The following is a 13,517-nucleotide window of genomic DNA, read 5'->3' on the forward strand; positions in this document are numbered from 1 at the left end:
GATTTCGCAATTTGACGATCGTGCCGAAGTCGCACGGTCATTCAGGCAAGAGGAAAGTCCAATGTCCTTTTCACCGGACACGCAAGAGCATGAACATGTCTTCCTGGGAGCCGATCACAATCGCAACGAGCGGCGTGTCTGGCTTGTCATCGCGCTGACCACGGCGATGATGATCGCCGAAATCGTTGCCGGCACGCTTTACGGGTCGATGGCGCTTCTGGCTGATGGCTGGCATATGTCGACCCATGCTGGCGCCATGCTGATCGCGGCCGTTGCCTATCTCGTTGCACGCAAACAGGCACGCAATCGCCAGTTCACCTTTGGTACCGGAAAGCTGGGGGATCTTGCCGGCTTTGCGAGCGCCATTGTGCTGGGCCTGATCGCGCTTCTCATCGCATGGGAAAGCTTACTGCGCCTTGCCAACCCGGTCGCCATCGATTTCGGTCAGGCGATTATGGTGGCTGTGCTTGGACTGGCCGTCAATCTTGCCAGCGCGTGGTTGCTCAAGGATGATCACTCCCATCATGGTGACGCGCATGGCCATGGTCACGAAGCGCACGCACACGACGACCACGCCGAGCACGAGCACGGTGGGCATGCAAAGGATAACAATCTGCGCGCCGCCTATCTGCATGTGCTGGCGGATGCGCTGACCTCGGTCCTTGCCATCGTGGCGCTGGTGCTCGGTAATCTCTATGGCTGGAACTGGCTCGATCCGATCATGGGCGTCGTCGGCGGCCTGGTGATCGCGCGTTGGTCCTGGGGTCTCGTTCGCGCCACGTCAGGCGTCCTGCTCGATGCCTTGCCGCAAGCCAAGGCGATGTCGAAGGAGATTCGCGAGCGTGTGGAGATGGATGGCGACCGCATTACTGATCTACATATCTGGCAGGTGGGTCCGGGCCATCATGCCGCGATCATTGCTATCACGGCACGTCAGCCGCAATCGCCCACGTTTTACAAGGCGAAGCTGCGGGCCATGGCCGGGCTTTCCCATGTGACCGTGGAAGTGTCCCCGCAGACATGAGCCAGAATGACAAAAGTGTGCCGCGATCCGCCAATCGCGACACACTTTCACCCTCGTGAAGGCTGTATCTAGACCGACTTCAATTGAAGTCGGCAAATTCCTGGTAGGCGCCTTCCACCCACTCGATCGATGGCGCTGCCACCGGAAATTGTGGACCAATGTCGCCGTCCTCATAATCGCTGCTACCTTCAACGGCCCAAAGGGCGCTGGCGAGCGATTGCGAAAGAAATGTGCTGCTGCCAGTGAGTGCAAAGGCAGAGCGCTGGCGCGATTCCGTTTCTCGTTGTGGCGCTTCCTCGGTCGTTCGGTCTATCTCGTATGACCGGTGGGAATAGCCATAACCGCTCAGTCCGCTATCGATCTTCATGCGGTCTGTTCCGTTTCTGGTTCCGTTAAATAATGGTTAACGGCCAAAACTTGCGCGAAGCTTGCGCTTTAGCGGTTGCGAAATTAAAAACATCGGATTTTCGGGCGTTTTCGACGATTTTGTACGCTTTGGCGCGCGAGAAGCATGCATCGCACAATTTGGTACGTGTGAATAAATGCGCAGCCGAGTCGTTGAGTAAGAACCAGCTGAGATGGTCGGATGCAGGCGTTAAATCGCAACGCCTGCATCCTTGGCCTTACATCTTGCCGGCAACCTTGATGGCAAATGCATATTCGAAGGCGATCTCTTCAAGCCGCTGGAAACGACCCGATTTGCCACCGTGTCCGGCCGCCATGTTGGTCTTGAGCAGGATTGGCGCCGCGCCGGCCGTATGCTCGCGCAGTTTGGCGACCCATTTGGTCGGCTCCCAATAGGTCACGCGCGGATCGGTGAGGCCGGAAATGGCCAGAATCGGTGGATAGGCGCGACCCGTGACGTTGTCATATGGAGAGTAGGCGGCGATCCATCGATATTCTTCCTCGGATTCGATCGGGTTGCCCCATTCCGGCCATTCCGGCGGCGTCAACGGCAGTGTGTCGTCGAGCATGGTCGTCAACACATCGACAAAGGGCACAGCCGCGATGATGCCGGCGAATTTTTCCGGTGCCATGTTGGCGATCGCGCCCATCAACATGCCGCCGGCGGAACCGCCTTCGGCGATGATGCGGTCATAGGCGGTAAACCCGGTGGCGACGAGATGATCGGCGGCAGCGATGAAATCCTTGAACGTGTTCTGCTTGAATTCCATCTTGCCGTTTTCGTACCAGGCAAAACCCTTGTCCTTGCCACCACGGATATGCGCGATGGCATAAACGATGCCGCGGTCGGCAAGCGACAGCGCGTTGGTCGAGAACGAGGCCGGGATGGTCATGCCGTATGCGCCGTAGCCATAAAGCAGGCACGGCGAAGAGCCATCGAGCGGCGTGTCCTTTCTGTAGAGAAGCGAGACGGGAACCAGTTCACCGTCATGGGCCGGAGCCATCACGCGGCGGGTGACGTAATCGTCCGGATTGTGACCCGACGGCACTTCCTGGGTCTTAAGGAGAGTGCGTTCGCGGGTGACCATGTCATAGTCGAAAAGCTGCGTCGGGGTCGTCATCGATGAATAGGAGAAGCGGATCGTGTTCGTCTCATATTCGGCGGCGCCGGAAAGACCCAGCGAATAGGCCTCCTCATCAAAGGCGATTGCATGTTCTTCGCCACTGGTGCGGTCGCGGATGACGATCTGCGGCAGACCATCCTTGCGTTGCAGCCAGATCAGGTGGCGGGCATACGCCATATGGGAGATGATCAGGCGGCCGGGCACATGCGGCACGACTTCCTTCCAGTTTTCCTTGCCCGGTGCCGAAGCGGGGGCCTCGACGATCTTGAAATCCTTGGCATCGCCGTCGTTTGTCAGGATGTAGAAGACATCGCCGCCTTCGGTCATCGAATACTCGATGCCTTCCTCGCGCTCGGCGACGAGCTTTGGCTCAGCCACCAGGTCCGAGGTTGGGATCAGGCGGTATTCCGAGGTCTCGTGGTCATGGATGTCGATATAGATGAAATCGTCCAGCAGCGAGCCGCCGACGCCCATGAAGAAGCCGGGATCCTTTTCCTCGAACACGAGCCGGTCTTCCGACTGTTTCTGGCCGAGGATGTGATGGAAAACCTTTGACGGGCGATGGTTCTCGTCCTGCAGGGTATAAAAGAAGCTCCGGCCATCGGGCGCCCAGACGCCGCCGCCTGCTGTGTTTTCGAGAATGTCGTCAAGGTCCTCGCCAGTGGTCAGGTCGCGAACCCGCAGCGTGAAATATTCGGAACCCTTGTCGTCATAACCCCAGATGCCATGGCTATGGTCAATCGTATGATCGATGCCGGCAAGACGAAAATAATCCTTGCCTTCCGCTTCCTTGTCGCCGTTCAGCAGCGTCTGTTTTTCGCCGCCATCGCGCGGTGTGCGGAAATAATGTGGCTGTTCGCCGCCAGTGACGAACAGCGAGCCATAAGCAAAAGGGCCATCCTTCATCGGTACGGATGAATCGTCTTCCTTGATCCGGCCGCGCATTTCGGCAAACAGCGTCTTCTGCAGTGCGGCCGTGTCGCCAAGAGCTGCCTCCATATAGTCGTTTTCGGCTTCCAGATGCTTGCGGATTTCAGGATCGAGCAGACTGGGATCCTTGAACATCGCCTGCCAGTTATCGGCACGCAGCCAGGCGTAATCGTCCGTGCGGGTGATGCCGTGATAAGTGTCGCTGACCGGCTTCTTGGGCGCGGTCGGCGCAGCGGGCAGATTGGAGAAAGGCGATTTCGGGGAGGTGGCCAAGGAAACGCTCCGGATTGCATGAAGGAGTGCCACAGATAAGGGGCGGCGTGCGGTGAAGCAAGCGATGGCAGGAACCGGCGCGGTTAGAGCTTTGTGAAGCGACCTTTTGGCTGCCTTATCGATAGGCTCACGGCAATCTCCCCGTGGATCACCGATCGTTGTTTTCCCACATCGGTTGCCAAAACGCCATAATTGCTCCACCTAACCGGCATGGCACACTACCGACAATTAAATGGGGTCACCGCTGAATGCGCATAAAATATGGTCTGATCGGCTTAATCCTCTCACTTTCGGCCCCGGTATATTCACTCGAAGCCAGGGAGCTTCCTGAACTGGCGCCGATGGAACGGCAGGCGCAGGCCGCCCATCTGAGCGCGCAGTTCCTCGGCCGATATGCCTATAAGCCGGTTAAACTCGACGACGCGCTGTCGGCCAAGATCATGAACCAGTTCATCAAATCGCTTGATCCGGACAGAATGCTGTTCGCGCAGGCCGATATCGACGGCTTCATGAAGAACAGCACCAAGATCGATGACGCCATTCTTGACGAGGACCTGACGATCCCGTTTTCGATGTTCAGCGTTTATTCCGAGCGGGTCGTGCAACGGATGACCCATGCTCAGGAGCTGCTGAAGCAGGATTTCGACTTCGGCGCTCAGGAAGAGTTTTCAATAATGCGTGAAGACGCGCCCTGGGCAACCTCGGAGGATGAAAGCAGGGAGCTTTGGCGCAAGCGCGTTAAGAGTGACTGGCTGCGACTCAAACTTGCCGGACAGTCGGACGATGCCATTCGCAAGACGCTTGGCAAACGCTATCAGAATATTCTCGATCGCGTTTATACCTACAAGGGTGACGACGTCTTCCAGACGTTCATGGCGGCCTACACGACCTCCGTCGATCCGCACACCGATTATTTCGGCGCCAAGGCATCGGAGGAATTCGACATATCGATGCGACTTTCGCTGGTCGGTATCGGCGCCGTCCTGCAGGATCGTGATGGCTACACGACCATTCGCGAGCTTGTCGCGGGCGGTCCGGCACAACTGTCAGGCAAGATCGCGGTTGGTGACCGCATCATCGGTGTCGGGCAGGGCGAAGATGGCGCCATCGAGGAGGTTGTTGGTACCCGGCTGGATGAAGTCGTTCAGTTGATCCGCGGCAAGGAAGATTCGGTTGTTCGCCTGGATATTCTGCCGGCGGAAGCCGGCGAAAGCGGCAGCCATCGTGTGATCAGCCTCGTTCGTGAAAAGATCAGTCTCGAAAAACAGGCGGCAAGCAAGGCCATCATTCCGGTCGAGGAGAATGGCACGACGCGCAAGATCGGTGTCATCACGCTGCCTGCCTTTTATGAGGATTTCGACGCGCGGCAGAAGGGTGACAAGGACTATCGGGGCGCAAGCCGCGACGTTGCCAAGCTGCTCGGGGAACTGAAGCAGGAAAAGGTGGACGGTGTCCTGATCGATCTGCGTGACAACGGAGGCGGCTCGCTGACCGAAGCGATCGAGATGACGGGCCTTTTTGTCGGCAAGGGGCCAGTGGTCCAGCAGCGCAATGCGCAAGGTGAAATCAGGATCGAAAGCGACGATCTTCCCAAACCCGAATGGGCAGGGCCACTCGGCGTGCTGATCAATCGCGGCTCGGCATCGGCATCGGAAATCTTTGCTGCGGCGATACAGGATTACGGTCGCGGCGTGATCATTGGTGACCCGAGCTTCGGCAAGGGCAGTGTGCAGACGGTCGTCAATCTGGATCGTATGGTGAAAAACGCAGAAGCCAATCTCGGTGAAATAAAGCTGACGATTGCGCAATTCTTCCGTATCGATGGCGGAACGACACAATTGCGTGGCGTGACCCCCGACATCGGCCTGCCGGGTCTCGCCGATCCCAAGACGTTCGGCGAAGCGAGTTATGAAAACGCGCTGCCCTGGACTGAGATCAAGCCTGCGAAACACAAGGATTTTGCCGATCTGACGGCGCTTATCCCACAGTTGCAGGAACGTCACGAGACGCGTGCCAAGACGGATGCGGACTTCAAGCGATTTGTCGAGGATGCCAACGAGCTGAAGGCGCAGCGCGAAAAGAACACCATTTCCCTCAATGAGGCCGAGCGCCGCAAGGAAATGGATGCCATGACAGCGCGTCTGAAGGCGCGTCAGGAAGCGGGCGGGTCTGCGCCGCAGGACGACGATGGTCTGCAATCGAACGAACGCAGCCTGACTGCAGATCTGGCGATTGAAAACGCCCGCAAAAACGCGAAAGACGTGCTTAAAAACGAAGCGGCTGCCATCGTCGCAGATCATGCGGATCTTCTGGCCGGACCCGGCAAGCGTCCGTAACCGTTTGGCGGGGGAAGGGGCTTTCCTTTCCCCCTCATGACGTCACTGGACCATCAACCTTGGGCCCCTGAAACGCGTCCCGGTTCGTTCCCACGACCGCAAAGATGTAATCTGCTACAGCCCGAAATCGCGGGATATGTGCCGTATCCCGGTGGCGGATCAGCCAGTAATGGCGGGTAAGTTGAACCTCGGCGGGAAGCACGATCTGCAGGTCGGGCTGCTGGCAGGCAATAAAATGCGGCAGGATACAAAGCCCCTGACCGTTCAGCGTCGCCGTCAGTTGTGCGTAGATGCTGGAACTCTGGAAACGCGGCTTGATGCCAGGATGCACATCATCGAGATAGTCGAGGCCGGGTGCGAAAATCATGTCCTGAATGTAGCCGATGAACGGGTGATCAAGCAGATCATTACGTCGTTTCAACTCGGGCTTGTCGGCGAGATAATGTTTCGATCCATAGACGCTGAGCGTGTAATCGGTGATCTTCTCGATCATGTACGGACCGGCCTTGGGCGGATCGAGCGTGACCGCGATATCGGCTTCCTTGCGTGACAGAGACATGATCTGCTGGATCGTCACCAGTTCCAGTGACAGGTTCGGGTTCTGGCGGGTGAAATCATCGATCCGGTGAGCGAAGAAAAAATTTGCAAACCCTTCCGGCATGCTGAGCCGGATTACGCCGCGATGCGCGGCGACACCGTCATTGATGTCGGCCTGCAACCGGTCGGTTTCCAGCTCGATCTTTTCCGCCGTTTCGATGAAACGCTGGCCCATGGCGGTAAGAACGTAACCGCGCGGATTACGCTCGAACAATTTTACCTTGAGCGCGAATTCGAGGCGGTCGATGCGGCGCGACACCGTCGCGTGGCTGGTGCGTAAATGCCGGGCGGCAGTCGATAGCTGCCCTGTTCGGGCAACGGCGAGAAAATACTGCAGATCGTCCCAGGTGAAATTGGGGTTGAAGTTGGTATTTCCGGGCATGCTCCTCCCGTGTCTGTTCAAAAATGCACAGATCCTGTTTGCAATTAATAATGGTCGGCTTCTTGCGTCAACGCATGTTTTCCTCAACCATGCCTTTCAGGAGAACCGCTTTGAGGAGGGTGGTTCGCCAAAACTGCACAGATTTACGCCCAACGACATTTTGCAATCTCTGGGAGGAGACATCATGCGAAAGACGTTTCTGGCATCGCTGGTCCTTGTTTTGACCAGCAGCACGGCATTTGCCCAAACGGCATCCGGAAGCCCGTCCGATGGAAAAGTAAAGATCGGCATCCTGAACGATCAGTCCGGTGTTTATGCCGATTTCGGCGGAAAATCGTCGGTCGAGGCTGCCAAGATGGCAGTGGAGGATTTTGGCGGCAAGGTGCTGGGCGTGCCGGTCGAGATCGTGGATGCTGACCACCAGAACAAGCCGGACGTCGCTTCCAACATAGCGCGCCAGTGGTACGATACCCAGCAGGTCGATGCGATCATGGACCTGACCACGTCCTCGGTCGGTCTTGCCGTACAGGCGCTGTCGAAGGACAAGAAGCGTATCACCATCAACACCGGCGCTGCGACCACGGACCTGACCGGCAAGGCCTGCACACCCTATGGTTTTCACTGGGCTTACGACACCCATGCTCTGGCGGTCGGTACCGGCGGCGCCATGGTCAAGCAGGGCGGTGACAGCTGGTATTTCCTGACCGCCGATTATGCTTTCGGTTATTCGCTGGAACAGCAAACCAGCGATTACGTGAAAGCCAATGGTGGCACTATATTGGGTTCGGTGCGGCATCCGCTTTCAAGCCAGGATTTTTCGTCCTTCCTGTTGCAGGCGCAGTCTTCGGGGGCAAAGGTGATCGGCCTCGCCAATGCGGGTCTCGATACCGCCAATTCCATCAAACAGGCAGCGGAATTCGGTATCGTTCAGGGTGGCCAGAAGCTGGCGGCGCTGCTGTTCACGCTTGCCGAAGTCCACGGTCTTGGGCTTGAAGCCGCGCAAGGGCTGACCCTGACCGAAGGCTATTACTGGAACCTCGACGACCAGAGCCGCGCGTTCGGCAAAAAATTCTTCGCCAAGACCCAGAAGATGCCGAACATGGTGCATGCCGGCACATATTCCGCCGTCACTCATTACCTGAAGGCGGTCGAAAAGGCCGGTACGGATGATGCCGATGCGGTGGCAAAGGCCATGCGCGAACTGCCGGTGGACGATTTCTTCGGTCGCGGTGGTACCGTGGGTGCCAATGGCCGCATGATCCACGACATGTACCTCCTGCAGGTGAAAAAGCCGGATGAAAGCAAGGAGCCGTGGGATTATTTCAATGTGCTCGCCACCATCCCCGGTAAGGAAGCCTATCTCGATCCGGCCAAGGCTGGCTGCGAGCTCGTCAAATAATGGCAGTGGCCACCACAATTATGCACGAGGAACAGCCGCGGGTGGTTTTGTCCGCCCGCGGCCTGTCCAAGGGGTTCGGCGCCTTCATGGCGGTGAAGAACGTCGATCTCGACATTGAGCATGCCCGCGTACATGCGCTGATCGGGCCGAACGGTGCCGGCAAGACCACCGTGTTCAATCTGCTCACCAAATTTTTGCAGCCGACGGCCGGGTCGATCGCCCTGCTTGGAACAGACATTACCAAGCTCGCGCCCGACAAGGTGGCGCGTATGGGGCTGGTGCGTTCGTTCCAGATTTCAGCGGTTTTTCCGCATCTATCCGTGCTCGACAATGTGCGGGTGGCGCTGCAGCGGCCGAATGGCCTTTCGACACAATTCTGGCTGCCGGTGTCGTCGCTCGACCGGCTGAACGAGCGCGGCGACCAACTGATCGAAACCGTCGGCTTGAAACGCGAGCGCAACATGTTGGCGGCCGACCTGTCCTATGGACGCAAACGCGTGCTGGAGATCGCCACCACACTGGCGCTCGATCCGAAGGTGCTGCTGCTGGACGAGCCGATGGCCGGCATGGGGCAGGAGGATATCGGTGCGGTTTCCAATATCATTCGCGAGGTGGCCAAAACCCGGGCGGTGCTGATGGTGGAGCACAATCTCTCCGTCGTCGCCGATATCTGCCACCAGGTGACGGTGTTGCAGCGCGGCGAAATTCTGGCTGAAGGCGATTACGCGACGATTGCGCAGGATGAGCGCGTGCGACTGGCCTATATGGGCACGGAGGAGGCGTGATGGTGCAACCGCTCCTGACAGTTTCCAATCTCAACGCCTGGTATGGTGAAAGCCACATTCTGCACGGCGTCGACATGACGGTGGGTGAAGGTGAAACCATCACCATTCTTGGCCGCAACGGCGTCGGAAAGACCACGACGCTCCGCACCATCATGGGCATCCTGCGCGAGCGCAAGGGTCAGATCCGCTTTGCGGACAAGGACATGTTGTCCGTGCCGCTGCACAAGACGGCGCATGCAGGATTGGGGTTCGTGCCGGAAGAACGCGGCATATTTTCCACGCTCACCGTCGAGGAAAACCTTATGTTGCCGCCGGTCGTGGCGGATGGCGGCATGTCACTGGATGAAATCTACGCGCTATTCCCAAACCTGCATGAACGTCGTTCCAGTCCCGGCACGAAATTGTCCGGTGGCGAACAGCAGATGCTGGCGATTGCCCGCATCCTGCGCACCGGTGTCAGGCTTCTCATTCTCGATGAACCGACCGAGGGTTTGGCGCCGGTTATCGTGCAGCGTATTGGCGAGGTTCTGAAAACACTGAAAGCGCGCGGCATGACGGTGCTGATGGTTGAGCAGAACTTTCGTTTCGCCAGCAAGGTGGCCGATCGCTTCTACCTGATGGATCACGGTAAAATGGTCGCCGACTTTCCTGTCGGTGAACTGCCGCAGCGCATGGACATGCTGCATAAGGTGCTGGGGGTGTGACCATGACGATGATTTTCGGCATTCCGTTGCAAGCCTTCATGGGGCAGTTGCTGATCGGCCTGATCAATGGCTCTTTTTATGCGCTCCTGAGCCTCGGCCTTGCCGTGATTTTTGGACTGCTGCGGGTCATCAATTTTGCCCATGGCGCGCAATATATGCTCGGTGCCTTCGTGGCGATGCTGATGCTGCAATATTTCGGCATCAATTATTGGTTTGCGCTTCTGCTTGCTCCGCTGGTGGTCGGCCTGTTCGGCGCGATCGTTGAACGTCTGCTGCTGTCGCGCCTCTACAAGCTTGATCACCTCTATGGTCTGCTTTTCACTTTCGGTCTGGCGCTGACCATCGAAGGCACGTTCCGTTATCTCTACGGTTCTTCGGGGCAACCCTATGCGCCGCCGCCGCAACTCACCGGCGCCACCAATCTCGGTTTCATGTTTCTGCCTAATTATCGCGGCTGGGTGGTGGTCGTGTCCTTGGTCGTGTGCATCGGCACATGGCTCTTGATCGAAAAGACCAAGCTTGGCGCCTATCTGCGCGCTGCCACCGAAAATGCCACGCTGGTTCAGGCTTTCGGGGTCAACGTGCCGCTGTTGCTGACGCTTACCTACGGCATCGGCGCTGGCCTTGCTGCCTTTGCCGGCGTGCTGGCTGCCCCCGTTTATCAGGTGTCGCCGCTGATGGGATCAAACATCATCATCGTCGTTTTCGCGGTCGTCGTGGTCGGTGGCATGGGATCGATCATGGGCGCGATCCTTACGGGCTACATGCTCGGTATCGCCGAGGGCCTGACCAAGGTGTTTTATCCGGAAGCGTCCAATATCGTCATCTTCGTGATCATGGCGATTGTGCTTCTCATCCGCCCGGCCGGACTGTTTGGCCGGGATGCCTGAGGAAGGAAAGTGACATGAGCGACGCCATTCCAACCACGGCAACTGTACGCAGCGAACGTTCGTCCACCGCATCGAAAACCTATATGGCATTTCTCGCCATCGGCATCCTGCTGCTCGCCATCGCACCGATGTTCTTCTACCCGATCTTTCTGATGAAGCTTTTGTGCTTCGCGCTCTTCGCCTGCGCCTTCAACCTGCTGCTCGGCTACACTGGCCTCTTGTCCTTCGGACACGCGACCTTCTTCGGAGGGGCAGCCTATTTCACCGCCCATGTCGTCAAGGAATGGGGTTTCCCGCCCGAGATCGGCATTCTGGTCGGTGCGGCAGGGGCAGCAGGGCTTGGTCTGATCATGGGCTTTTTCGCCATTCGCCGACAGGGCATCTATTTTGCCATGATCACGCTGGCGCTGTCGCAAATGTTCTTTTTCTTCTGCCTGCAGGCCAAATTCACCCATGGCGAAGACGGTATCCAGTCGGTGCCGCGCGGGCATCTGTTCGGTTTCATCGACCTCGCCGATACCTCCAACATGTATTATTTCGTTCTCGCCGTTTTCCTGATCGGCATGGTGATCATCTGGCGGTTCATCAATTCGCCTTTCGGCATGATCCTTAAATCGATCCGGGAGAACGAACAGCGCGCCATTTCTCTCGGCTATTCGGTTGCCCGTTACAAGCTCGGCGCGTTCGTCATGTCGGCGGCGCTCGCGGGTCTCGCGGGCGGAACAAAGGCGCTGGTCTTCCAGTTCGCCACGCTGACCGATGTCGGCTGGCAGATGTCCGGCGAAGTCATCCTGATGACGCTGCTCGGCGGCATAGGCACCCTGATCGGCCCGGTCTTTGGCGCCGGACTCGTCGTCACGCTGCAGAACTATCTGGCAACCTCGCAATTTCCGGTCACCATCATCACCGGCGTCGTCTTCATGGTCTGCGTTCTGCTGTTTCGTCGTGGCATCATCGGCGAGTTCTACGCCTCGCGGCTCGGCCGAAAACTCGGCTTCGAACACCGGCGCTGATGGGCCAGGACCATGCAAAGTCTAGAGGGAAACTACGACTATATCGTCATCGGTGCCGGTAGTGCCGGCTGCGTTCTGGCCAACCGCCTGTCTGCCGATCCGCGCAACCGCGTGCTCCTGCTGGAGGCTGGCGGTACGGACAACTACCATTGGGTCCATATCCCGGTCGGTTATCTTTATTGCATCAACAATCCGCGCACCGATTGGTGTTTTTCCACCGAAAAGGAGGAGGGGCTAAACGGCCGCTCGCTATCCTATCCGCGTGGAAAACTGCTCGGCGGCTGCTCCTCGATCAACGGCATGATCTATATGCGCGGGCAGGCGCGCGATTACGATCTCTGGCGGCAGGCTGGTTGTGATGGCTGGGGTTGGGACGATGTTCTACCGCTCTTTCGCAAGAGCCAGGATTTCTACAAGGGCGCCGATGACATGCACGGCGCTGGCGGAGAATGGCGTGTTGAAAAGGCGCGTGTCCGCTGGGCGGTTCTCGACAGTTTTCAGAAGGCGGCCGAACAGGCCGGTATTCCCATCATCGAGGACTTCAACCGCGGCGACAACGAAGGATCGAGCTATTTCGACGTCAACCAGCGATCGGGTATCCGCTGGAACACATCGAAAGCGTTTTTGAAGCCCTCGATGAATCGAGCGAACCTGCGTGTTCTCACCAAAGCGCATGTGCGCCGGCTCGTCCTCGAAGAAGGCGAGGTCAAGGGTGTCGAGTTTCACCATGACGGCGTGCTGAAGACGGCATTTGCACGGCGTGAAACGGTTCTGTCGGCCGGCGCGATCGGCACGCCGCATGTTCTGGAATTGTCGGGCATAGGTCGCGGCGAGGTCTTGTCAGAGGCCGGTATCGATGTGGTGAAAGAGGTGAGGGCAGTCGGTGAAAACCTGCAGGATCATTTGCAGCTTCGGCTTGTCTACAAGGTCACCGGCGTGCCGACTTTGAACGAGAAGGCGTCGAGATGGCTCGGCAAGGCAGCGATCGGGTTGGAATATGCGCTGAAACGCTCCGGGCCAATGTCGATGGCGCCGAGCCAGCTTGGCATTTTTACGCGTTCCGGCCCTGACAAGGAAACAGCCGATCTTGAATATCACGTCCAGCCGGTTTCCCTCGACAGGTTTGGCGAGCCGGTACACGCATTTCCGGCGATAACGGCCAGCGTGTGCAATCTGCGACCGGAAAGCCGCGGTTCTGTGCATCTGAAAAGCTCGGATTTCGCTGCCGCACCGGCAATCCGCCCGAATTATCTTTCGACTGCCGCCGATCGTGATGTTGCGGTGCGAGCGGTGCGCCTGACGCGCGAAATCGTGAAACAGCCGGCATTTGCCCGCTATCATCCCCATGAATACAAGCCGGGGGCGGCGCTGGAAACGGACGCCGACCTCGAGAAAGCCGTCGGCGACATCGGCACGACCATCTTTCACCCAGTCGGCACGGCGCGCATGGGGAGCGACCCGGAGAGCGTTGTTGATCCGCGGCTGAAGATGCGCGCGCTTGGGCGGTTGCGCATCGCCGATGCATCGATCATGCCGTCAATCACCTCCGGCAACACCAATTCACCGACGATCATGATTGCCGAAAAAGCAGCCGAGATGATTCTCGCGGGCAATCGTTGAAGGCAATGGTAGCGGCCGACGACAAGGGAGACGAT

The 13,517-nt window shown here is 58.1% G+C and carries 11 protein-coding genes; 8 read left to right on the forward strand and 3 right to left on the reverse strand.

What is annotated here, in order from left to right; genetic code table 11:
• Positions 1-61 precede the first annotated feature (61 nt).
• On the forward strand, positions 62-1,024 hold the full coding sequence (dmeF, locus tag GAO09_RS24810) for a CDF family Co(II)/Ni(II) efflux transporter DmeF (protein ID WP_153358815.1): 963 nt from the start codon (positions 62-64) through the stop codon (positions 1,022-1,024).
• 79 nt (positions 1,025-1,103) lie between these two features.
• Here dmeF and GAO09_RS24815 read toward each other — a convergent pair whose 3' ends face one another.
• Together GAO09_RS24815 and GAO09_RS24820 are read right to left on the reverse strand one after the other, a co-directional pair.
• Positions 1,104-1,391: a hypothetical protein gene (locus GAO09_RS24815; RefSeq protein ID WP_153358817.1), complete on the reverse strand. Its 288-nt coding sequence runs from the start codon at positions 1,389-1,391 to the stop codon at positions 1,104-1,106.
• Positions 1,392-1,647: 256 nt separating this feature from the next.
• On the reverse strand, positions 1,648-3,756 hold the full coding sequence (locus GAO09_RS24820; RefSeq protein WP_153358818.1) for a S9 family peptidase: 2,109 nt from the start codon (positions 3,754-3,756) through the stop codon (positions 1,648-1,650).
• Positions 3,757-4,004: 248 nt separating this feature from the next.
• Here GAO09_RS24820 and GAO09_RS24825 point away from each other — a divergent pair, with 248 nt between their 5' ends.
• A complete protein-coding gene (locus GAO09_RS24825; RefSeq protein WP_153358820.1) occupies positions 4,005-6,092 on the forward strand; it encodes a carboxy terminal-processing peptidase in 2,088 nt (695 codons plus the stop codon).
• 34 nt (positions 6,093-6,126) lie between these two features.
• Here GAO09_RS24825 and GAO09_RS24830 read toward each other — a convergent pair whose 3' ends face one another.
• Positions 6,127-7,071 carry a LysR family transcriptional regulator gene (locus GAO09_RS24830; protein ID WP_153358822.1) on the reverse strand — a complete coding sequence of 315 codons (945 nt, stop codon included), beginning with the start codon at positions 7,069-7,071 and terminating at the stop codon, positions 6,127-6,129.
• Between the two features lie 184 nt (positions 7,072-7,255).
• Here GAO09_RS24830 and GAO09_RS24835 point away from each other — a divergent pair, with 184 nt between their 5' ends.
• The 6 genes from GAO09_RS24835 (at position 7,256) to GAO09_RS24860 (ending at position 13,482) form a co-directional block, all read left to right on the forward strand.
• Entirely contained in the window at positions 7,256-8,470 is a 1,215-nt protein-coding gene (locus GAO09_RS24835; protein ID WP_153358824.1) for an ABC transporter substrate-binding protein, read from the forward strand.
• A complete protein-coding gene (locus tag GAO09_RS24840) occupies positions 8,470-9,255 on the forward strand; it encodes an ABC transporter ATP-binding protein (protein ID WP_153358826.1) in 786 nt (261 codons plus the stop codon). Before GAO09_RS24835 ends, GAO09_RS24840 begins: the two co-directional genes overlap by 1 nt.
• A gap of 2 nt (positions 9,256-9,257) precedes the next feature.
• Positions 9,258-9,959: an ABC transporter ATP-binding protein gene (locus GAO09_RS24845; RefSeq protein ID WP_410769078.1), complete on the forward strand. Its 702-nt coding sequence runs from the start codon at positions 9,258-9,260 to the stop codon at positions 9,957-9,959.
• 2 nt (positions 9,960-9,961) lie between these two features.
• Positions 9,962-10,849 (forward strand): branched-chain amino acid ABC transporter permease, encoded by an 888-nt coding sequence (locus tag GAO09_RS24850; protein WP_153358830.1) that lies wholly within the window; start codon positions 9,962-9,964, stop codon positions 10,847-10,849.
• Between the two features lie 83 nt (positions 10,850-10,932).
• On the forward strand, positions 10,933-11,862 hold the full coding sequence (locus tag GAO09_RS24855) for a branched-chain amino acid ABC transporter permease (protein ID WP_420796179.1): 930 nt from the start codon (positions 10,933-10,935) through the stop codon (positions 11,860-11,862).
• 12 nt (positions 11,863-11,874) lie between these two features.
• A complete protein-coding gene (locus tag GAO09_RS24860) occupies positions 11,875-13,482 on the forward strand; it encodes a GMC family oxidoreductase (RefSeq protein ID WP_153358834.1) in 1,608 nt (535 codons plus the stop codon).
• Positions 13,483-13,517: the final 35 nt, after the last annotated feature.

The organism is Endobacterium cereale (assembly GCF_009617585.1).
Taxonomy (GTDB): Bacteria; Pseudomonadota; Alphaproteobacteria; order Rhizobiales; family Rhizobiaceae; genus Neorhizobium; species Neorhizobium cereale.